Raw genomic sequence first — 21150 nt, 5'->3', positions numbered from 1 at the left:
ATGAAAGAACAATCCATTCCCATGGCATCCCATCCTTTCAGCGTAATCAACTCCACGGCGTTGATCACGCTGGCAGTGCTGTTGGTCCTGCTTGCCGCATTGCCTGTCCGGGCCAAAGCAGAACCACTTCAGGCACTGCTCGACGAAGGTCTTGCCAACAATCAGGAACTGGCCAGCCAGCGTCAACTGGCGGAAGCCCTGCGCGCAGAAGCACCCTTTTATGGTTCTCTTCAGGATCCGCGTCTGGGCATCGGGCTGTCCAATGTTCCCATGGACAGCTTTGAACTGGATCAGGAAGCCATGACCCAGAAGCAGCTGTTCATCGCCCAGAAGGTCCCCTGGTTCGGCACCCTGGATCTGGCGCAGCAGGCCGCCCTGCTCAAGGCAGTACGCCAGGAAGCCCGGGTACAGGCCAAGGCCCTGGAATTGACCCGGATGATTTCCACAGCCTGGTACGATCTGGCCTTTGTCCAACGCGGTCTGGAAACCAACAAGCGCCTGGAAGCCCTTGTTTCCCAGGCCCTGCGCATTGCCGAGACCCGTTACGCCACAGGGAAGGGACTGCAACAGGACATCCTCGCCGCCCAGGTTCAGCTCTCCGAGCTTCTGGATGAACGAATTTCCTTAGAACGGCGCCGCCGCACCCTGAGCGACCGCATCAACACGCTGCTCCATCGCGAGTCCTTCCGGACAATTCCCTTGCCTAGCGACATCCCCCAGGGTGCCCCTCTGCCCTCAACCGAAGCCATGAACCGCCAAGCCCTGCAGAACAACCCCGGAATCGCCTTGCGCCAGGCAGATGTCGACAGCGCCACCATCGCCGTCAAGCTGGCCGAAAAGGACTATTATCCAGACATGGATTTCAGACTTGCCTACGGCCAACGCGAGGACAACCCCATGACCGGGCTGGACCGGCCCGACTTCCTTTCCGGTTCTGTCACTTTTTCCGTGCCCCTCTGGCAGGCCACCCGCCAGGACAGCAAACTCGACGGCGCACAAAAAAAACTCGATGCCACCAAAAAGGCTCTCGTTGCCCTGGAGCGATCCTTGCCGCACCAGGTGGATGCACTACGGGCCGAGATCTTTGGATACTCCGAAAACCACGCCCTGCTCCGCACGGCGCTCACGGTCCAGGCAACACAATGGGCGGATTCCTCCCTTGCCGCCTACGAAGTCGGCAAGATCCAGTTCGACACCATGCTCTCGGCCCGGGTGCGCCTGTTGCGCTACGAACTGCGAGCCGATCGCTACCAATACGAACAACTCAAGAAGTTGGCCGAGCTTGAAGAACTTCTGGGGGGGCCAATCCACCCAGAGGGAATAGAGACTGCGGTGCTGACCGAGGAGACTACACAATGAACCGCCTGATCATCCTTGCCGCCTTACTGCTGCTGGCTTCCACGGCGCTTGCCGCCGATGGTCCCAAGGCCGGAGAGGTGGACCCCAAGACCGGCAAGGTCATCAAATACTGGGTTGCCCCCATGGACCCGGCCTACATACGCAACGAGCCAGGCCAGTCACCCATGGGCATGGATCTGGTGCCGGTCTATCAGGATGAAGGAGGCGAAAAGGAGCCCACATCCACGATCCGCATCGATCCAGTGACCGTCCAGAATATGGGAGTACGCACAGGCCACGTCCGGCGGGCCCCGCTGTCCAAGTCCATCCGGGCCTTGGGCACCGTGACATTCGATGAAACCAGAATGTATGCCGTGAACACGAAGTTCGACGGCTGGATCGAAAAGCTCTACGTGGATTTCGTGGGTGAAACAGTCACCAAGGGGCAGCCCCTGTTCGAAATCTACAGCCCCGAACTGGTTTCGGCCCAGGAGGAATACCGCTTGGCTCTGGACCAATACACCAGCCTGGGTGACAGCTCCTACCCCAGCGTGCGTGACAATGCACAGCGCCTGCTGGCCGCAGCACGCAAACGCTTAAGCTACTGGGACCTGAGCGAAGGCCAGATCAAACGGTTGGAGCAGGGTGGTGCCGTGCGCAAGACCGTGACCATTTTCTCCCCGGCCTCGGGAGTCGTCACCGCGAAGAACGCCCTGGTCGGCCACTTCGTCAAAGCCGGGATGCACCAGTACGATATTGCCGACCTTTCCTCCGTCTGGGTGGACGTTGAAATCTACGAGTATGAACTGCCTTATGTGCGCAAGGGCATGCCGGCGCGCATGGAACTGTCCTATCTGCCGGGCCGGAATTTCTCGGGCAAGGTGCTGTTCGTCTATCCTTTCCTCAACCCCAAGACGCGCACCGCGCGTCTGCGTCTTGAGTTTGCCAATCCCGACTCGCAGCTCAAGCCCGACATGTACGCCAATGTCTTCCTTGAGGATCAGATCGACGCCGCAGCCCTGATCATCCCCCAGGAGGCTGTCATCGACTCGGGTGTGCGCAAGGTCGTTTTCGTGGCTCTGGGCAAAGGTCGGTTCGAACCCCGCGAGATCAAGGTCGGAGCCGAAGGAGCCGAAGGTGGTTTCCAGGTCCTGTCCGGGCTCATGGAGGGGGAGGAAATCGTACTCTCTGCACAATTCATGATGGATTCCGAATCCAGACTGCGTGAGGCCATTCAAAAGATGCTGGATGCCCGCGCCAGCGAAAGCGCCACGGCAAGCAGCCCGTCCGCCGACGACCTGGAAATGGACGGCCTGACCATGGATGAACTGAATATGGACGATCTGGACATGGGCGACATGCCCGCAACCGGAACACCGGCCCAGTAGCGGAGATTACCCATGATCAGATTCATCATCGAATATTCCATCCGCAACAAGTTCCTGGTGCTCTTGATGACCGCCTTCCTCATCGCAGGTGGCCTGTGGTCCATGTCCAAGACACCGCTGGACGCCATCCCCGACCTTTCCGACGTGCAGGTCATCGTCTTCACCGAGGTTCCGGGGCAGGCCCCGCAAGTGGTGGAAGACCAGGTCACCTACCCCCTGACCACAGCCATGCTGGGCGTGCCCTACGCCAAGGTGGTGCGCGGCTACTCCTTCTTCGGCATGAGCTTCGTCTACATCATCTTCGAGGACGGCACGGACATGTACTGGGCTCGCAGCCGGGTCATGGAATCTCTGAACTATGTTTCTGGGCGGCTGCCGCAGGGCATCTCGCCCCAGCTGGGGCCGGATGCCACGGGAGTGGGCTGGGTCTTCGAATACATTCTGGAAAGCGACAGGCACGACCTGCAACAACTGCGCTCCATCCAGGACTGGTTTCTGCGTTATGAACTGACCAGCGTACCCGGCGTGGCCGAGGTTGCCTCCATCGGCGGCTACGTAAAACAATACCAGGTGGTCGTGGACCCCAACAAACTGCTGGCCTACGGCATCCCCCTGCAAAAGGTCTCGGCGGCCATCAAGCGCAGCAACAACGACGTGGGCGGACGCCTTGTTGAAATGGGTGAAACGGAGTTCATGGTCCGTGGCCTGGGCTACATCAAGAGCCGCACGGACCTGGAGAACATCCCCCTGACCACGGACACCCGCGGCACCCCGGTACTGCTCCGGAACGTGGCTACGGTGCGCATCGGCCCGGAACTCCGGCGCGGCGTACTGGATTTCAACGGAACCGGCGAGGCCGTGGGCGGCGTGGTGGTCATGCGCTACGGCGAAAATGCCCTGGAAGTCATCGGCAACGTCAAAAAGCGTCTGGAGGAAATCAAGACGGGGCTGCCCGACGGCGTGACCATCCGCCCGGTATACGACCGCTCGGGCCTCATCAACCGCGCCATCGACAACCTCAAGGGCACGTTGATCGAGGAAAGCATCATCGTGGCCCTGGTCTGCATCATCTTCCTGTTCCACATGCGCAGTGCGCTGGTGGGTATCATCACCCTGCCCATCGGCGTGTTGGTGAGCTTCATCATCATGCACGCCCAGGGCATCAACGCCAACATCATGAGCTTGGGCGGCATCGCCATCGCCGTGGGAGCCATGGTGGACGCAGCCATCGTGATGATCGAAAACACACACAAACACCTGGAACATTTCGGCCACCGCAAGGACCGCTGGGAACTGATCCGGGATTCGGCTTTGGAGGTGGGGCCGAGCCTGTTCTTCTCGCTACTGATCATCGCGGTTAGCTTTCTGCCGGTCTTCACGCTGGAGGCGCAGGAAGGGCGGATGTTCCATCCACTAGCCTACACCAAGACCTATTCGATGATAGGAGCGGCACTTCTGTCCATCACCCTGGTCCCGGTGCTGATGGGCTACATGATTCGAGGCCGCATCCTGCCCGAGACCAAGAATCCGGTGAACCGCTTCCTGATCTGGCTGTACCACCCGATCATCAAGCTGGTGCTGAAGGCCAAGGTACTGGTCATCGTCCTGGCGGTCATCGTTCTGGCCGTGACCTACGTTCCCTGGAAAAACATGGGTTCAGAGTTCATGCCTCCACTCAATGAAGGCGATTTGTTGTACATGCCCACCACCCTGCCCGGCATCTCCATCACCAAGGCCAAGGAATTGCTGCAACAGACCGACAGAATCATCAAGTCCTTCCCCGAGGTGGAAAACGTCACCGGCAAGGTCGGGCGCGCCGAGACAGCCACGGACCCGGCTCCGCTGTCCATGCTTGAAACCACTATCACCTTGAAGCCCAAGGAACAGTGGCGCGAAGGCATGACCATGGATCAGCTGATCGATGATCTGGACAAGGCGATTCAGTTTCCGGGCCTGACCAACGCCTGGACCATGCCCATCAAGACTCGCATCGACATGCTCTCCACGGGCATCAAGACCCCGGTGGGCCTGAAGCTGATGGGTGATGACTTGCAGATTCTCTCCGATATCGGCGAGCAGGTGGAAGCCGTTGTAGGACAGGTGCCGGGCACGGCCAGCGTCTATGCCGAACGCGTCACGGGCGGCAATTTCCTGGACTTCAAAATCAAGCGCGAAGAAGCCGCCCGCTTTGGTCTGACCGTGGGAGACGTGCAGGATGTAATCATGACAGCCGTGGGTGGCATGAATGTGACCTACACCGTCGAAGGGCTGGAACGCTATCCCGTGAATCTGCGCTATGGCTCGGAACTGCGTGACACCCCCGAGAAACTCAAAAGAATCCTGATCCCCACTCCCTCGGGCGCGCAGATCCCCATCACCCAGGTGGCGGAAATCAGCATCCACAAGGGCGCCCCTGCCATCAAGAGCGAGAATGCCCGCAAAAACGCCTGGGTCTTCGTGGATATCACGGGAGTCGACGTGGGCACCTATGTCAAGGCCGCCCAGGACGCAGTGCGCGAGCAGATCGATCTGCCTCCGGGCTACAGCATCGTCTGGAGCGGACAATACGAATACATGGTTCGCGCCCAGCAAAAGATGCTGATCGTGGTCCCTGCCACCCTGATCATCATCTTCCTGCTGCTGTTCCTGAACTTCAAGAATGTCACCGAAAGTCTGATCGTGATGCTTTCGGTACCCTTCTCCCTTACGGGAGGGCTGTGGCTGATGTACATCCTCGGCTACAATATGAGCGTGGCAGTGGCCGTGGGCTTCATTGCACTGGCTGGCGTAGCGGCAGAGACGGGGGTGGTCATGCTCATCTACCTGGATATCTCCTACCGCAAGTACAAGGAAACCTACGGACGGTATTTTTCCAAGAAACACCTGAACGAGGCCATCGAGGAAGGCGCAGCCCTGCGCGTACGGCCCAAGATGATGACCGTTGTGGCCATCATGGCCGGGCTGGCTCCCATCATGTGGAGCAGTGGCACCGGCTCTGAGGTCATGAAGCGCATCGCCGCACCCATGGTGGGCGGCATGGTCAGCGCCACGGTCCTGACTCTGGTGGTTGTCCCCGCCATCTACGGCCTCTGGAAGGGCAGAGGTCTGCCTGACGGCCCTCTGCCCAGTGACGACTGCAATCCGGAGACGGGTTGCCTGCCGGTGGACGATTCACCCCTCGGCAACAATGCAGCCTTAGACAAGGAGTAATAATCATGACCATACGCACGATCCTCGGATCAACACTGGCAATACTGACATTGGCAGCATTGCTCAGCCTGACCGGACAGGCCCAGGCGGCATCGCACGAAATGGGGCATGGCACCATGATGGACGGCAACACGCATCAACAGAACATGATGCACGATGGTTCCAACGACACGAACATGATGAAGAATGGCACCATGATGGACAACGCCACTCACATGGACACAAATGACATGGACATGGATGACATGAAGATGGATTCCGACGACGACGCCGGACACATGATGCAGGACGGCACCATGATGGACGGCACTACGCATCAACAGAACATGATGCACGACGGCTCCAACGCCAAGGATATGATGAAGAATGACTAGATGATAGAGGACGGCAAGATGCCCCAGGGCATGATGCACGACGGAACCGAAACAATGAACCCCAAGCAATAAAACAACCAGGGAGAATAACATGAATAAAGTAATATTCAGTGCAGTTTTCGCCTTCGTACTGGCCATTTCCGGAACAGCACAGGCCATGGAAGACATGGACCATGGCAGCACGGCCAAGGGTGGCAGCTTCAAGCATGCCGCCATGACCGACGGCATCCATGCCGAATTCCAGGTCATGAGTCTGGCCTCCATGAACATGAGCGATCCCGATGGTAAGACTCACCACGTCATGGCCATGTTCATGAAGGACGGCAAGAAGATCGAAAAGGCCGTGGGCAAGGTCAAGCTCATTGCCCCTTCGGGCAAGGAGCAGGTGGGAACCCTGAAGGACTTCGGCGGAGGAAACTTCGCCACGAACTTCAACATCGACGAACCCGGCAAGTGGGGCGTGATCTGCCTGTTCAAGGACGACGCCGGTAAGCATACCGTGAAGTTCTGGTATCACAGCATGTAGGGCAAGCCCCCTCTCTCACCCAACAAAAAAGGCTCCCGGATTCACTCCGGGAGCCTTTTGTTGTTCCAGAATCTGAGGATGCGTTATCAGCGCCGAGCGGTACTCGTCAGACCCGGCTCTGTGCGTTCAAAACGCCTTGGATGCCTGGCGCAAGGGCTGATCAAGACCGACACGTACTTTTCGTACCTGAGGATTTGATCGGCCTGAAGCAACGCCACCGAGGGGCGTTTTCAACGCACGGCTAGCGGCTGGTCAGGGCCGTATTCTTCTCTCCGATGGAGACAAACAATCTGGAAAGAGCGATCTCGTAATTGGCCAGAGCTGCGGTCAGGGCTGCTTCGGCCGAGGTCAGACGCGACTGGGCATCCAGTACATCTGTGTTGGTGCCGACCTGTGCCTGGTAGCGGGCCACTGCCATGCGATAGCTTTCCTGCGCGGCCTCCACGGCCTTCTTGTTCACGCGGATGCTCTCTTTGGCGTTGCCAATGGCCAGAATGTTGGCTTTGACCGCATAAGTGGCTTCGTTGCGGGTGTTATCCGCGCTCTGCAACAGGCTGGATACGTTCTGCTTGGCCTGTTCGCTGGCGTAGTAGGTCTTGCCCCACTGCCAGAAAGTCCAGGAGGCACTCACACCAACGGTCCACTCGCTATACTCGGTATCAGCGTAGTTATCACCACTGGCATTGGGGTCATCACCGTAAGAGGACCAGTCAAAGTCAGCTCCAACCTGCGGGTAGAATGCGCTATCGGTAATTTTCTTGTCCTTGACGGCGATCTCCACACTGCGCTTGGCAATGAGCAGGTCTGGACGATCCTTGTAGGCCCGCGCCAAGGCTTCATCCACGGCCAAGGTAAAGGGCTGATAGGCCAAGACTCCCTCATAATCCACATCGGCGTCATGGGCCAGGCCCAACAGGGTATTCAAACGCACGATCTGGGTGGCAACGGTGTTCTCGGCAGTGAGCAGAGTGTCCTGTGCAGTTGCCAGATCGACTTCGGCCTGGAGCACGTCCAGACGAGGCTGCAGGCCCACATCGTAGAAGGCCTGGGTCACTTTGAGCTGTTCACGCAGGCGCGTGACGGAATCCTGAGCACTACGCACGTCCTCACGGGCTTTCAAGAGTCCCAGGAAATTTTCCTGCACCGTATTCACCAAAGACAGTTCGGTGTTGAAAACCTGGGCCGCTGCGTTCTCCTCGGAGAGCTGAGCACGCTGGTAGGTGGACAAAATACGCCAGCCAGTGAACAGATCCTGGTGGACGTTGAAAGCCGCAGCCCATACATCCTGATCTCTGGTCGGATTATCACGGGTGGGCTGATCATGGTCATAACGAGTATAACCGTAACTCACTGTAGCAGAGGGCAAAAAAGAGCCACGAGCTGACTTTCGTCCGGCCTCGGCCCCAAGCAGATCATGCCGTGCGGCGAGCATCGTGGGATTGGCATCCAGAGCCTGCTCCACTGCCTGCTGCATATTATACAAAGTGGCCGCCTGTGCCAGGGATGCCGCCCCAAAAACGAGCACCGCCACTAGGGCAAACAGGGTTGTTGCCTTTTTCATTTTCATGGTTCAATCCTTAATGTGTAGGTCCCTATGTATTTCACAAATGTCCTATCCGACAAGTAGCGCGAAGCAAACCGTAAAAACAACCCGAAGTCAACAGGAGCGTAGTGTTTAAAACGGTTTCCTTATGTTCTACCATACAATTCACAGAGCCTGCGCAGTCTGTCTGCCAATCGGGGAGACAGCTGACGGGGGGCCAACCGCCAGGCCCAGTTTCCTCTGGGGCGGGAAGGAATATTCATCCTGCCTTCCTCCCCCAGGCCCAAAAAGTCCTGCATGGGCATAACCGCTGTCATCGCCGAGGACATCAGCGCCAGCCGAACAAGGGTCCAGGCCGCATCCCGCGGGCTGACATCACGCCCCAGGTAATCATTCAGCCGCTTTCGTCCGTCCTCGCCCAGATCATGGGCGTACCAGCCGGCAGAGGTGTTGTTGTCATGGGTTCCCGAATAGGCCACGCTTTGGCGCTCGTGGTTGTGCAGGGAGTTAGCGCTCTGCCCGGTATCCGGTCCGAAGGAGAATTGCAGTACGCGCATTCCCGGCAGGTCAAAGGTCTTGCGCAGGGCAATGACATCCTCGGTAATTAACCCCAGGTCCTCGGCGATGATGGGCATCTCAGGAAACCGTTCGCGCACGACCTCGAAAAAGGCCTGCCCGGGGCCGTCCACCCACCAGCCGTTCATGGCCGTATCTTCATGGGGCGGAACCACCCAATAGGCTGCAAACCCCCGGAAATGATCAAGGCGGATGATGTCGGTCCAGCCCAGATTGTGAGCAATACGTGTCAGCCACCAACGATACCCGTCTTCGGATTGGGTGGCCCAATCGTAGACCGGGTTGCCCCAACGCTGACCGGTCTTGCTGAAATAATCCGGTGGCACTCCCGCCACCACAGCGGGGCGTCCCTCCCCGTCCAGCTGAAAGGCCTTGGGATGTGCCCAGACATCGGCACTGTCAAAGGTGGGGTAGAACGGCAGGTCACCAATAATTTGGATCTCCCGCTCATTGCAATACGCGCGCAGCCTCGCCCACTGTGAAAAGAAAAGATACTGGATGAACATGGCCCGTTCCAGTTCCGAACGAGCTGCCTCGCGCAATGCATCGAGAGCCGCTGCATCGCGGAGTTTGAATTCATCAGGCCATGTATCCCAGGCCGCGCCATTGAAACGATCCTTGAGGACGGCAAACGCCGCAAAATCATCCAGCCAGCCGGGGCCGTGCTCAGCGCGGAAGGCTCCAAAACCTTCATGGGCATCCAATGTCGCCCCCGCCCGCTCATGGGCCAGATTCAGCAGCCCTAGTTTGAAGGCTTCTGCCGCCTCGAAATCCACAGGTCCATCAAACCCCGGTGCTGTTTGCTGGATATCGGCCAGACGCAACCAGCCATCTCCCGCCAGCAACTCGGGGCTGATAAGCAGGGGGTTGCCTGCGAACAGGGAATAGCTTGAATACGGGGAGTTCCCCAAAAACGGGGACGTGGGATTCAGGGGCAGGATCTGCCAGTAGCGCTGACCGGCGCGCTGCAAAAAGTCTGCAAATCGTCGCGCAGACGATCCCATGTCCCCAATGCCATAGGGTGATGGCAGGCTGGTCACGTGCAGCAGTACACCGCTGCCTCGACGGGCCATGGCGGAGATCATCAGCCATCTCCCCCATACAGGAAATAGGACACGGACAGGGGAGGAATCTGCAAGGCCAGAGAATGATCGTGACCATGAGCAGAGACAGGACATGAAGACTGCCCCCCGAAGTTCCCCCAACCGCTGCCGCCGTACTCCAGGGCATCAGAGTTCAGAATCTCACGCCAGTACCCAGCAGCCGGAACACCCACGAGGTAATTCTCCCGTGGGACCGGGGTGAAGTTGCACACGGCCAGCACCGGGGGCTCCCCGTGCGCCTTGCGCAAAAAAGCCAGGATTCCGGCGTCGACATCGCGGAAGTCCACCCATTCGAAACCTTCGGGTGAAAAATCATCGGCGTACAGAGCCGGATGTTCACGATAGGTACGATTCAAGGCTGCAATGAAGTCAAAGACGCCCTTGTGCAAAGGCACGTCCAGCAGGTGCCACTCGACCTCAGCATCATGATTCCATTCAGGCACCTGCCCCATCTCCGCCCCCATGAACAGCAGGTTCTTGCCTGGATGGGCGAACATGTAACCATACAGGGCCTTGAGTCCCGCACATTTACGCCATGGGTCCCCCGGCATGCGCCCATAGAGCGAGCCCTTGCCGTGCACAACTTCGTCGTGGGACAGGGGCAGCATGAAATTCTCGGTAAAGGCGTACCAGATACTAAACGTCAATTTGTTCTGGTGAAACTTACGGAATATCGGGTCCTTGGAAAAATAACTCAGGGTGTCATTCATCCAGCCCATATTCCATTTCATGCCAAAACCCAGCCCGCCCAGATAAACAGGCCGGCTAACCATGGGCCAGGCCGTTGACTCCTCAGCCACGGTCTGCACATCGGGAAATTCGGCGTAGACGCCCTCGTTGAGCCCACGCAGAAACTCGATGGCTCCGATGTTCTCACGCCCACCATATTCGTTGGGCTCCCACTCGCCCTCTTCGCGTGAATAATCCAGGTAGAGCATGGAGGCCACGGCATCCACGCGCAGTCCGTCAGCATGATACCGATCCAGCCAGAACAGAGCGCTGGAAATCAGGAACGAACGGACCTCATAACGGGCGTGGTTGAAAATCGACGAATTCCAGTCCGGATGATAGCCCTTGCGCGGGTCCTCATGCTCGAACAGATGCGTGCCATCGAAATAGGACAGGCCGTGTTCATCCGTGGGAAAATGCGACGGAACCCAATCCAGAATAACCCCCACGCCCTCGCGATGCAGGTTCTCCACCAGGCGCATGAAGTCCTGCGGCGGTCCCAGGCGGCTGGTTGGCGCGAAGTAGCCTGTCGTCTGATATCCCCAGGACCCGAAAAAGGGATGCTCCATCACAGGCATCAGCTCCACATGCGTGAACCCCAGATCACGCACATAGGCGGGGAGCTGCTCGGCCAGCTGACTATAGTGCAAAGAGCGAAAATCATCGTCATGGTCACGGCGCCAGGACCCCAGGTGCATCTCATAGACAGACCATGGAGCCTCCCGGGCATTGCGCCCGCTCCGCTGCTCCATCCACTGGGAATCGCCCCATTCGTAGGCCAGATCCCAGACCACGGAAGCCGTGCGTGGAGCGCCTTCATTCAGGAAGGCAAAGGGATCGGCCTTATCCACGCTGTAGCTATTGCGACGGGAGTCGATGTGGTATTTGTACTGGGCGCCCTGAAGTACTCCAGGGACAAATCCTTCCCAGATGCCGGAGCCGTCGTGACGCGCATAAAGCGGATGAGCGTTTTTTGCCCAGCCATTGAAATCCCCGCACACACTGACGGCTTGGGCGTTGGGCGCCCAAAGGGCAAATAATGTTCCCGCGACGCCCTCGTGGACCAGAAGGTGCGCCCCGAGCTTGTTGTACAGCCTATAGTGCCGCCCTTCCTTGAAAAGGTAGATATCATGATCCGTGAGCAGGCTGACACCATGGACGATCTGTTCAGCTTGTTGCATTCCCAGTCTCCTATGCACGGAAAAAACCCGCACCAAGGTAATAGAATTACCTCGACGCGGGTTTCAAGTCCAGAACAGCCCGGTGACGGTTATGTCTCGGCTGCCAAATCTGCCATTACAAATCCTTGAGCATGGACCTGGCACTCTTGTGCTTGGGGTCCAGTTTCAGGGTCCGCTCCATGAAGCGTTTGGCTTCCTCGGGCTTGCGGGCGTTGGAATACATGATTCCGATATTGAAGGTCAGCACAGGACTCTGATTTCCAAAGTCGGGGTTCAGGTCCAGCACCCTGGTCAGTGCCTGCTCGGCCTGGCGATGCTTGCCGCCTTCGGTCAGGGCCACCGCCCTGTTGAAATGCAGATTCTCATCGTCGGGGCTAATCTTCAGGGCCTGCTCATACTCGCCCACCGCGTCTTCCCAACGTCCCTGCCTGCGCAGGGCCATGCCAAGGCGGTTGAAGGTCTCGATATCAGACTTCTTCAAAGTACCACGCTTGTCATCAATGATGGAACGGAAGAATTTTTCAGCCGTGGCCGGAGCTCGATCCAGGCATTTTTCGGCAATGGAGCGCTTGACCTCTTCGATCATGACCTGAGCTTCCTTACGGGCATTGACCACAGCCTGATCGAAATACTCACCCGCTTTTTCCTGATCGCCAAACTCCAGATGAATCTCGCCAATGCTAATCTTGCGTTCCACATTCAGCGGAGACAGACGATCCAGCTTTTTCAAATACGTGAGTTGTTTATCGGCGTCGCCTTCATCCTTGTAGAGTTCGGCCAGTTTCTTCAGGGGTTCCAGATACAGAGAAGCTCCCTTGTGGGCTTCCAGATACGAAGCCTCTGCGGTCTCTGCCTGGCCCTGTGCCTTCAGGGCATCGCCTTTGACCATCAGCGCAGCGGCGCTGCCGGGCTTCAAATCCAGAATCTTGTCGGAAAGAGCAATGGCTTCATCCCACATGCCCTTGGACAGATGCTTCTTGGCCCGTTCAATGTACTGGCCGATCTTGCCCTGGGGCTTGATGGTGAAGGCCAACTTCTCGATCAGGGTATTGACCGAGATGGGCTTGGTAATAAAATTACTGACTCCGATCTCATGCAGCAGGATCAAAACCTGACGTTCCACCTCGGAAGTCAGAACGATGATATGCATATCCTCATGCAACGTCTTCATATTCTTTATGAAAGACAACATGCTACGGTTATGAAGCACTCGTTCGATGACCAGCAGGGGCTTTTTATCCTTGTAGAAGGGGCTTTTCAGCTCTGAAAGCAGCTTGTTTTCCTCGGAAAGAGTCCGAATCCGGTCTGTCCCGATAATCAATTCCTTATTCAGAGTCTGCCGGAACAACTTCAGAAAATTCTGGTCATGGCTGACAGCAAAGAAAGCACCATCCTCGCTTGCCACAAAATCGACAATGGTTTTTTCGTACAGGCGTTGTTTGGCTACATTGCTCAATGAGTTATCCTCGATTGGGTAAAAAAATCCCCATTTCTGTCCCGGCAGAATGATCTTCCGCAATGCGAAAGTATTGCACAGCACAATGGGCCTTGCAATGCAAAAGGCCGCACACCTCTAAGGCATTTACTGATATCCCTCCTCTTTATTTGATTTTTATACACACAAACCCTTACGGATCCGAATGCTTGGCGCACCTGCCCGCGGCATTCACATGGCCTTCCCGATGCACGGCTCGAAGGCCCTCTGGGACAATGCGCAATCCGGCATGGTCCTTGTATTGATTGAATCAGGACTACCATCTGTTCCGGGCGCATCGACAGGAGGTCCACCATGGCAATTTGGAAAGTGACCATGGACGGCAAGGATGTGCAGTTCGGAGAAGCCAAACGCAAGCGCATCACTCCGTCCGGATGCAACGAACCCTTCAAGCGATGGTATTGGTGTCCGCGCAGGCAATGGTTCAATAAGATACCCTGCCCGTTCGTCAACAAGAACGAATGCGACACCTACCGACGCATGTGCGGCAATCTCTAGCAGGATATGCGCGCTCAGTCCGGCCAGGAGCACTACCGACCGGTTCCTTTCCAGCGGGTTTTGGATTACCCTCCGGCAGACGGAGATATGCCTGACCCCAGATGGAGAGACCAATGCCCCAAGCAGCGCCTGCCTCGGAACAGGAATTCCTGACTCTCATTGATCGCCACTTCCCCAACGCCCACCAGCACATGCCTGTTGCGCGCGGGGACGATTGCGTTCAACTGGTCTGTCCACCTGACATGGTCCTCTCGGGGGACCTTTTTCTGCAGGACATTCACTTCCGCACCTCGTACTTCTCCCCGGCCGACATCGGCTGGAAGGCCCTGGCCGTCAATATCAGTGACATCGCTGCCATGGGCTGCAAGCCCCTGGGTTTCAGTCTCGGGTTGATGGTGCCTCCTGCCGCACAAGGCCTCTCTGGCGATTTCTGGAACGAGTTGTTTCAGGGGATGGCGGCTCTGGCGGCTCTGCACGATCTTCCGCTGACCGGTGGCGACCTTTCCCAAGCGCCCATGCTGGGCTTGAACATCACCATCTGGGGCGAACCCGGCCCGCAAGGCCGCGTTCTGCAACGACGCCGTTGCTGGCCCGATGATGTGCTGCTGACAGTGGGCAGGTTCGGCCTGGTCCGGACCGGACTCATGGCTCTGGAACAGAAGGGCCCCCAGGCAATAGAACAATATCCGCAAGCCGTTGCTGCGCATTTGAGACCCCACCCCAGAGTCACAGAAGGACTGGAGTTGGCCGCGCGCCGGGCGGTACGCGGGTGTATGGACCTCTCCGATGGACTTGCCCAGGACCTGCCCCGGTTCCTCGGCCCAGCTCTAGGGGCGCAGCTTGATATCCCCAAGGACACGCTGCACCCGGAGACGCTGGCCTGGACCAAAAAGCAGGGACTGAACCCCGTGCAATTCGCCTACCTTGGTGGTGAAGACTATGCCCTGCTGGCCTGCGTCGCCCCAGCGGAAGCCGATGTCATCCTCGGAGCCATTCCAGATGCGACCCGTATCGGAACTGTTACCGGCACCCCCGGCATTACCCTGAACGGCAATCCTGTCCCGAGCGCCGGATTCGACCACTTTGCCAACACATAGGATTCGCCATGGACACGACCCTACGCATCATCGGCACTGTCCGTTCGCCCCTGAAACGCATTCAGGACTGCCCCAAACAATATTCCGAAAACGCACCCCAGGCTGTGATCAGCGTGGACCCAGCCTATGCAACAGGAGTGAACAACCTGAAAGCCGGATACGACATCCTGCTCTTCAGCTGGCTGCATAAGGCCCAGCGCGATGTGCTTGAATGCCATCCCCGAGGGGACAGAAACGTTCCCGTGCGCGGTATATTCAGCACCCGCTCCCCCGATCGTCCCAACCCCATCGGCTTACACCACTGCCGCCTGCTGAAGGTCGAAGGCCTGGAACTGACCGTAGATCGGCTGGAGGTGCTGGACGGTACCCCCATCGTGGACATCAAACCCATTGCAGGAGAAACCCCCGGAGTCGAAAACTGGGGCGCAGGCATCCCAAGGGCCGTGGGCAACGAAATCCGCGAGGCCTGCACAGCGGCCTGGAACAGTGGTTTGTTCTCCGGCTTCAACGGTAATGTGTCCGTGCGCATCGCTGACTCCATGGTCATCACGCGCTCCGGCGCAGCCAAAGGCCGACTCAAACCCGGCACCCTCACGGTCATGGATATTGAGACCGGGCACACCACCGGGCCGGGCAAGGCCTCGTCCGAGGCCCCCGTTCATCTGGAAATCTACCGCAACGTCCCGGAGACCAAGGCCGTGGCGCACACCCATCCACCCCACCTGCTGGCCCATTTCATGCGCCTGGGAACGGCTCTGGTGGACCTGCCACTATTCGAAGCCGGGATGTACCAAAAAGGGCTGACCGAAGTTCCCGCCATGGAACCCGGCACCCCGGACCTGGGCATTGCCGTAGGACAGGCGGCCAAGGACTACCGCTCCATCTTCATGGCCAACCACGGCCTGGTGGTGCATGGCGACAACCTGAGTGACTGCCTGGCCCTTTCCGAAGAACTGGACTCCCTGGCCAAGATCCGGCTGCTGCTGAACAGCAAATAACAAGGATGATTCATGGCACTTGATCAAATGCTTCTGTTCTGCGCGGCGTCCCTGGTGCTGATCTTCACTCCGGGACCGGATATCATCTACGTCATGACCCGGGGAGCGGCTCAGGGGCGAGGCGCAGCACTTGCTGCGGCTGCCGGATTCAGCCTGGGGAATGTGGTGCACACCGCTGCAGCCATCGCCGGCGTCTCTGCTCTCATTGCCTCATCAGCCTGGGCCTTCAGCGCCGTCAAATTCGCCGGAGCCGCCTATCTGGCTTATCTGGGCCTGCGTCTGTTCATGTCCAAGGCCGGGCCGCTGGGCGGGGGCACAGACTCCGCCAAGCAAACTGTTGCAGTCTTTCGCCAATCCATATTGGCCAATATGCTCAACCCCAAAGTGGCGATCTTCTTCCTGGCCTTTTTCCCGCAATTCGTCCGTGAGGGTGGGCTGCACCCTTCGATGCAGATGGCGGTGCTGGGGACCACCTTCATTGCACTGACCATGATCTGCTTTTCTCTTGTGGGGCTGACAGCAGGTTCACTCTCCGACTGGCTGCATGCCCGCCTGGCCGTGGGCGGACGCATCAACAAGATTGCCGGAGGGGTGCTGGTGGGGCTCGGCCTCTCTCTTGCCTGGTCCGAACGCACATAACTTGCCCAAAATAAAAGCAAATCGAATGATTCCTTGATCGTCCCGGGCCGCATCTTCTTCCCAACGCACTTCAGTCATCTGCCGAGTCTCTCTTGCCCTTGCCGAAGGCCTCGGCTACAGTCCGGCTCGAGTCAACCATGTTAGAATTCCTTAGAATACAAAACCTCGCGCTCATCGAAGACCTGGAACTGGAATTCGCCGAGGGCATCAACGTCCTCACCGGCGAAACCGGAGCGGGCAAGAGCTTTATCCTGCGCGCCGTGAACTTCCTGTTGGGCGACAAGCTCAAGGTCGATATGGTGCGCGAGTCCGCCGCCAAGGCGCAGGTGGAAGCAATTTTCGTACAGGACGGAGAGGAGTTGATGATTCGCCGCGAGCTTTCCGGTGAAACAGGCCGCAGCCGCCTATTTATCAATGACTCGCTGAGTTCCCAAAACGTGGTCCGAGAGTTGCGCGAGCGACTGGTCTGGCACACCAGCCAGCACGGACAACAACGCCTGCTTTCTCCGGCCTATCAAGCCAAACTCATCGACCGTTTTCTTCCAGACCAGAGCGTCATCTCCCAAAAGGACCAGCTCCTGGCTGCCATGCGTGACCTGTTGCTTGAAAAACAGGAACTGGATGACCGCGTACGGAGCCTGAGCGAGCGGCGTGAAATGCTCGAGTTTCAATCTGCCGAGATTGAAAAAGTCGATCCCCAGCCCGGTGAGGAAGACGATCTGCTGGCCCAGAAAAAAAACTACAAGGACTTCGCCCGGAGCGCCAAGGCCGTCGAGGAAGCACTGGACGCCCTGCACGGTCAGGGCGAGGGAATGCTGGACCAGGCCTCCACCCTGCTTCGCGCCATTCAGACCTTAGCGGCCCAGGACGAGCGATGGGCGGATGAAGCCGATGCCTGTGAAGATTTTCGCCAACGGATCATGGACATGGACGCCCGACTGCGCAGTTGTGAGCGTCCTGACACCGGCTATGACCAGGAACAGGTGGAATCACGCCTGTATGCACTGGCCCAACTCAAGCGCAAACTGAACCGCTCTCTGGATGAGATCGTGAACTTGCGCAAAGAGATTGATGAGAACCTCTCCTTTCTGGATTCCTGCGCCTTGGACGCCAAGCAACTGGAACGCCGCGAGGTCGAACTCGCATCCAGGCTCGAACTGGCCCTGAATGTCCTGAACGATGCCAGACAGAGCGCTGCGAAAATCCTGTGCGCTAATCTGGCGCGAGATCTGGCAGGTTTGGGTTTCGACAAGGCAGTTCAAGTCCAAATTGCCTTCACGCCTCACGAAGTCTATCCAGGGCTGTCCGAGGATCGAGCCCGTTTGCTCTGGATACCCAACCCCGGTCAGGCCCCCCAACCTTTGGACCAAATCGCCTCGGGCGGTGAGCTTTCACGCTTCCTGCTGGCCCTGGTGGGCCTCATGACCCGCGAATCCCTGCCTACCCTGATCTTCGACGAAGTCGACGCCGGTATCGGCGGTCTCACCCTGAACGCTGTCGGCAACAGGATTCAGACTCTTGCGGCTCAACAACAGGTCATCCTGATTACTCACTGGCCACAACTAGCTGCCAAGGCCGCCTGCCATTTCAATATCAGCAAAGCCGTAGGCAACGGCATGACGTCCGTCAGTTGCAAGCGCCTGAGCGAGCCCGAAATATTCTCGGAACTTTCCCGCATGGGCGGAGGTGGCCAACAAGGCGAAGCCCTGGCCCGAGAACTGCTCCAGTCCTGATTATCCTTTCCCCTCTTTTCAGCTTTTCACGACAAGCACCCAATCTTTACAATTCCATGACCGGAGTATCGTTAATAACTCCGCTAAGTTGTCTTTGACTTCAAGAAATGTCACAGAGTTGTAACAATGCAACCATATTCCTGTCACAGTCCAGGTGTGTATAGAGTGCGCTAAATCCGCAAGGCACAAGACCTTGCGCTGGAGAAGCCATGACCAATGAAACGATTCTGATCGTCGAAGACGACGAAGACATCCTGCAGCTCTTGCAATTCAACTTCGAATCCGCCGGATTTGAAGTCAGCACTTCCATGGACGGGCGTGAAGGCCTGGCCATGGCCAAACGCCTTCGCCCCAGCCTCGTAATGCTTGATCTCATGCTGCCCGGCATGGATGGATTCGAAATCTGCAAGGAATTGAAAATAAACACCGAAACCGCCCAGATTCCGGTCATCATGCTCACGGCCCGGAGTGAGGAAGTAGACCGCATCGTTGGCTTGGAGTTGGGGGCTGACGACTACGTGGTCAAGCCATTCAGCTTCCGCGAATTGCTGCTGCGCGTCCGCGCAGTCCTCAGGCGTTCATCCGGCCCGGTTCAGGTCCGAACCACGCTGCAGCGGGACGGCCTGACTGTTGATATGGAGGCACACAAGGTCTTTGCGGACAACGAGGAAATCATTCTCACCGCCACTGAATTCAAACTGCTGGCCGAGCTGCTCAAGACAAGCCCCCGGGTTCGAACCCGCGACCAGTTGCTGACCACGGTTTGGGGCTACGAATTTGAAGGCTATGCCCGCACTGTGGACACTCATGTCCGCCGCCTGCGCCAGAAGCTGACTGATCATGCAAACCTCATCGAAACCGTGCGCGGCGTTGGCTACCGCTTCAAGGAATAACAATGCCCGCTTCAATGACCTTCAGGACGCGTCTGCTCCTGGCCTTTGCCATCGTCATCATCCTGGCCTTGCTGTTGCCAACGTTTTACGCCCGCCAGCTCTTCAAGGACGAAATACTTGACGACGCCCAGGCCGGTGCCATCCGCGAACTGAGGCTGGCCTCGCTGCTGATCGAGGAGCGCGGTTCCTTTCCGACCGAGCAGGCCCTGCACACCTGGCTGACTGATCTCGGCAGTCGCCTTGATGCCCGCATCACTTACCTGACCAAGGGCGGCCGCGTCATTGCCGATTCACATGTTTCCTATGCACAAGTCGTGGACCTCGACAACCACGCCAACCGCCCGGAAATCACCCAGGCCGAGCAAGAACACTACGGCATCAGCCAGCGCTACAGCGCCACTCTCGACAAAAATCTGATCTACGCCGCCACACGCATCGAAGGTCTCGCTGGTATCAAGGAGGGTTTTCTGCGCCTGTCTGTGCCCTATGCCAGCATCTCCACCCGCCTTGAGCGTTTGCAAAACAACATTCTGTTGGTCTTCGGTCTCGCCCTGGGGTTGTCCTTCATCCTATCCATGGTGCTGACCCGATCCATCGGGCGCTCAGTCGCCGAGATGAGCATCGTCGCCAAGGGCATTGGCGAGGGCGACTACAACAAGCGCCTACGATTTTACCCAGGCACGGAATTCGAACCCCTGGCCCAGTCCATCAACACCATGGCTGCATCCATCGAATCCCAGATTGCCACCATTTCAAGGCAGGCCAACGAGGTCGAAGGCATTCTGGATGGCATGCGCGAGGGTTTAATGGTGCTTGACGCATCAGGTCGCATTGCCAAAGTCAACCGAGCCCTGACCCGCATCTTCCCTGATGCGACCCAATACACGGGCCGACGTCCCCTGGAAATTGTGCTTTCACCGGAGTTGCAGGACGCCTGCGATCGTGCCTTGGCCAATAATTCCGACATGGAGCGTGGCCCCTGGTCACTGCAGATCGAGCCCGATCGCAACCGCATCTATGACGTAAATATCGTTCGCCTCGACACGCTGGAAAGCGGAAGCGGAGCCATCATCGTTTTCCATGACATCAGCGAGCTCAAACGTCTGGAGCGCGTACGGCGTGACTTTGTCGCCAATGTCTCGCACGAGTTGCGCACCCCCCTGACCACCATCAAAGGATATTCGGAAACCATCCTGACCAACAAGAAGACCGATCCCCAGACATCCATCAAATTCCTTGAGGTCATCCTCAAAAACGCCGATCACATGGCGCAAATGGTCGAGGATCTGCTCTCCCTGTCGCGACTTGAAAGCGGCAAACAGCAATTCTCCCCGGCTCGGGTCAACGCAGCAGACGCCCTGAACGAAGCCTTCCGAACTTGCGATCATCTGGCGGGTACCAAGCGCATTACCCTCTCCACCACCCTCCCCGAAGAGGGCGTTCCGGTCCGGGCCGATTTTGATCGGCTGGTCCAGGTCTTCCGCAATCTTGTTGAAAATGCCGTCAAGTACAGCCCTGAAGAGTCGAGCATCAGCGTGGACTACCGAATCGACAGCACCGAAGCCATCTTCGGCGTTAGTGATCTCGGCCCCGGCATCCCCAAGGAAGACACGGTACGCATCTTCGAACGCTTCTACCGCGTTGAAAAGCATCGCGCCAAATCCGGCCACATCGGTTCATCCGGTCTTGGGCTGGCCATCTGCAAACACATTGTCGAACGTCTGGGTGGACGCATCTGGGTTGAGAACCGCAAAGATGCCGATACTGGATCGACGTTCTATTTTTCTCTACCGGCCGAAAACGGCCAGATCGAATCCTAATCCGGGCTC

16 protein-coding genes are annotated in these 21150 nt (G+C 57.8%); 12 read left to right on the top strand and 4 right to left on the bottom strand.

Annotation, left to right across the window (positions count from 1 at the left end):
* From EL361_RS16010 to EL361_RS15990, 5 genes are all read left to right on the top strand, one after another.
* Entirely contained in the window at positions 1-1359 is a 1359-nt protein-coding gene (locus EL361_RS16010) for a TolC family protein (protein WP_172961802.1), read from the top strand.
* Positions 1356-2726: an efflux RND transporter periplasmic adaptor subunit gene (locus EL361_RS16005; protein ID WP_126380946.1), complete on the top strand. Its 1371-nt coding sequence runs from the start codon at positions 1356-1358 to the stop codon at positions 2724-2726. The genes EL361_RS16010 and EL361_RS16005 overlap by 4 nt, the downstream gene beginning before the upstream one ends.
* A gap of 12 nt (positions 2727-2738) precedes the next feature.
* Positions 2739-5936, top strand: coding sequence for an efflux RND transporter permease subunit (locus tag EL361_RS16000; protein WP_126380945.1), 3198 nt, complete (start codon positions 2739-2741; stop codon positions 5934-5936).
* 5 nt (positions 5937-5941) lie between these two features.
* Positions 5942-6310: a hypothetical protein gene (locus tag EL361_RS15995; RefSeq protein ID WP_126380944.1), complete on the top strand. Its 369-nt coding sequence runs from the start codon at positions 5942-5944 to the stop codon at positions 6308-6310.
* Between the two features lie 91 nt (positions 6311-6401).
* A complete protein-coding gene (locus EL361_RS15990; RefSeq protein WP_126380943.1) occupies positions 6402-6836 on the top strand; it encodes a hypothetical protein in 435 nt (144 codons plus the stop codon).
* A 241-nt stretch (positions 6837-7077) separates the two neighbouring features.
* On the opposite strand, the gene EL361_RS15985 is transcribed toward EL361_RS15990, so the two are convergent.
* The 4 genes from EL361_RS15985 to EL361_RS15970 all read right to left on the bottom strand — a co-directional run bounded on the left by EL361_RS15985 (position 7078) and on the right by EL361_RS15970 (position 13424).
* Entirely contained in the window at positions 7078-8403 is a 1326-nt protein-coding gene (locus tag EL361_RS15985) for a TolC family protein (protein WP_126380942.1), read from the bottom strand.
* Positions 8404-8525: 122 nt separating this feature from the next.
* A complete protein-coding gene (gene malQ / locus EL361_RS15980; protein WP_338031047.1) occupies positions 8526-10040 on the bottom strand; it encodes a 4-alpha-glucanotransferase in 1515 nt (504 codons plus the stop codon).
* Entirely contained in the window at positions 10040-11968 is a 1929-nt protein-coding gene (gene glgB / locus EL361_RS15975; RefSeq protein ID WP_126380941.1) for a 1,4-alpha-glucan branching protein GlgB, read from the bottom strand. Before glgB ends, malQ begins: the two co-directional genes overlap by 1 nt.
* 115 nt (positions 11969-12083) lie before the next feature.
* Positions 12084-13424, bottom strand: coding sequence for a tetratricopeptide repeat protein (locus EL361_RS15970; protein WP_126380940.1), 1341 nt, complete (start codon positions 13422-13424; stop codon positions 12084-12086).
* Between the two features lie 333 nt (positions 13425-13757).
* Between EL361_RS15970 and EL361_RS15965 the strand changes: the two genes are divergently transcribed.
* From EL361_RS15965 to EL361_RS15935, 7 genes are all read left to right on the top strand, one after another.
* Positions 13758-13961, top strand: a complete 204-nt coding sequence (locus tag EL361_RS15965; RefSeq protein ID WP_126380939.1) for a hypothetical protein — start codon at positions 13758-13760, stop codon at positions 13959-13961.
* Positions 13962-14074: 113 nt separating this feature from the next.
* The gene (gene thiL, locus EL361_RS15960; protein ID WP_126380938.1) at positions 14075-15058 is read left to right on the top strand and encodes a thiamine-phosphate kinase; all 984 of its coding nucleotides are present in this window, start codon (positions 14075-14077) and stop codon (positions 15056-15058) included.
* Positions 15059-15066: 8 nt separating this feature from the next.
* Entirely contained in the window at positions 15067-16056 is a 990-nt protein-coding gene (tsaA, locus tag EL361_RS15955; protein WP_126380937.1) for a tRNA (N6-threonylcarbamoyladenosine(37)-N6)-methyltransferase TrmO, read from the top strand.
* 12 nt (positions 16057-16068) lie between these two features.
* On the top strand, positions 16069-16695 hold the full coding sequence (locus EL361_RS15950) for a LysE family translocator (RefSeq protein WP_126380936.1): 627 nt from the start codon (positions 16069-16071) through the stop codon (positions 16693-16695).
* A 137-nt stretch (positions 16696-16832) separates the two neighbouring features.
* Positions 16833-18428: a DNA repair protein RecN gene (locus EL361_RS15945; RefSeq protein WP_126380935.1), complete on the top strand. Its 1596-nt coding sequence runs from the start codon at positions 16833-16835 to the stop codon at positions 18426-18428.
* 209 nt (positions 18429-18637) lie between these two features.
* Entirely contained in the window at positions 18638-19321 is a 684-nt protein-coding gene (locus tag EL361_RS15940) for a response regulator (protein WP_126380934.1), read from the top strand.
* Positions 19322-19323: 2 nt separating this feature from the next.
* Positions 19324-21141: a sensor histidine kinase gene (locus EL361_RS15935; protein WP_126380933.1), complete on the top strand. Its 1818-nt coding sequence runs from the start codon at positions 19324-19326 to the stop codon at positions 21139-21141.
* The last annotated feature ends 9 nt before the right edge of the window (positions 21142-21150 follow it).

Source organism: Desulfovibrio ferrophilus, from assembly GCF_003966735.1.
Taxonomy (GTDB): Bacteria; Desulfobacterota; Desulfovibrionia; order Desulfovibrionales; family Desulfovibrionaceae; genus Desulfovibrio_Q; species Desulfovibrio_Q ferrophilus.
This window is presented reverse-complemented; position numbering and strand designations above follow the sequence as displayed.

What these genes read in the sequence shown, in the direction of transcription:
- EL361_RS16010 (WP_172961802.1), top strand. Translation starts at nt 1, where the DNA reads ATGAAAGAACAATCCATTCCCATGGCATCCCATCCTTTCAGCGTAATC.
- EL361_RS16005 (WP_126380946.1), top strand. Translation starts at nt 1,356, where the DNA reads ATGAACCGCCTGATCATCCTTGCCGCCTTACTGCTGCTGGCTTCCACG.
- EL361_RS16000 (WP_126380945.1), top strand. Translation starts at nt 2,739, where the DNA reads ATGATCAGATTCATCATCGAATATTCCATCCGCAACAAGTTCCTGGTG.
- EL361_RS15995 (WP_126380944.1), top strand. Translation starts at nt 5,942, where the DNA reads ATGACCATACGCACGATCCTCGGATCAACACTGGCAATACTGACATTG.
- EL361_RS15990 (WP_126380943.1), top strand. Translation starts at nt 6,402, where the DNA reads ATGAATAAAGTAATATTCAGTGCAGTTTTCGCCTTCGTACTGGCCATT.
- EL361_RS15985 (WP_126380942.1), bottom strand. Translation starts at nt 8,403, where the DNA reads ATGAAAATGAAAAAGGCAACAACCCTGTTTGCCCTAGTGGCGGTGCTC.
- malQ (WP_338031047.1), bottom strand. Translation starts at nt 10,040, where the DNA reads ATGATCTCCGCCATGGCCCGTCGAGGCAGCGGTGTACTGCTGCACGTG.
- glgB (WP_126380941.1), bottom strand. Translation starts at nt 11,968, where the DNA reads ATGCAACAAGCTGAACAGATCGTCCATGGTGTCAGCCTGCTCACGGAT.
- EL361_RS15965 (WP_126380939.1), top strand. Translation starts at nt 13,758, where the DNA reads ATGGCAATTTGGAAAGTGACCATGGACGGCAAGGATGTGCAGTTCGGA.
- thiL (WP_126380938.1), top strand. Translation starts at nt 14,075, where the DNA reads ATGCCCCAAGCAGCGCCTGCCTCGGAACAGGAATTCCTGACTCTCATT.
- tsaA (WP_126380937.1), top strand. Translation starts at nt 15,067, where the DNA reads ATGGACACGACCCTACGCATCATCGGCACTGTCCGTTCGCCCCTGAAA.
- EL361_RS15950 (WP_126380936.1), top strand. Translation starts at nt 16,069, where the DNA reads ATGGCACTTGATCAAATGCTTCTGTTCTGCGCGGCGTCCCTGGTGCTG.
- EL361_RS15945 (WP_126380935.1), top strand. Translation starts at nt 16,833, where the DNA reads ATGTTAGAATTCCTTAGAATACAAAACCTCGCGCTCATCGAAGACCTG.
- EL361_RS15940 (WP_126380934.1), top strand. Translation starts at nt 18,638, where the DNA reads ATGACCAATGAAACGATTCTGATCGTCGAAGACGACGAAGACATCCTG.
- EL361_RS15935 (WP_126380933.1), top strand. Translation starts at nt 19,324, where the DNA reads ATGCCCGCTTCAATGACCTTCAGGACGCGTCTGCTCCTGGCCTTTGCC.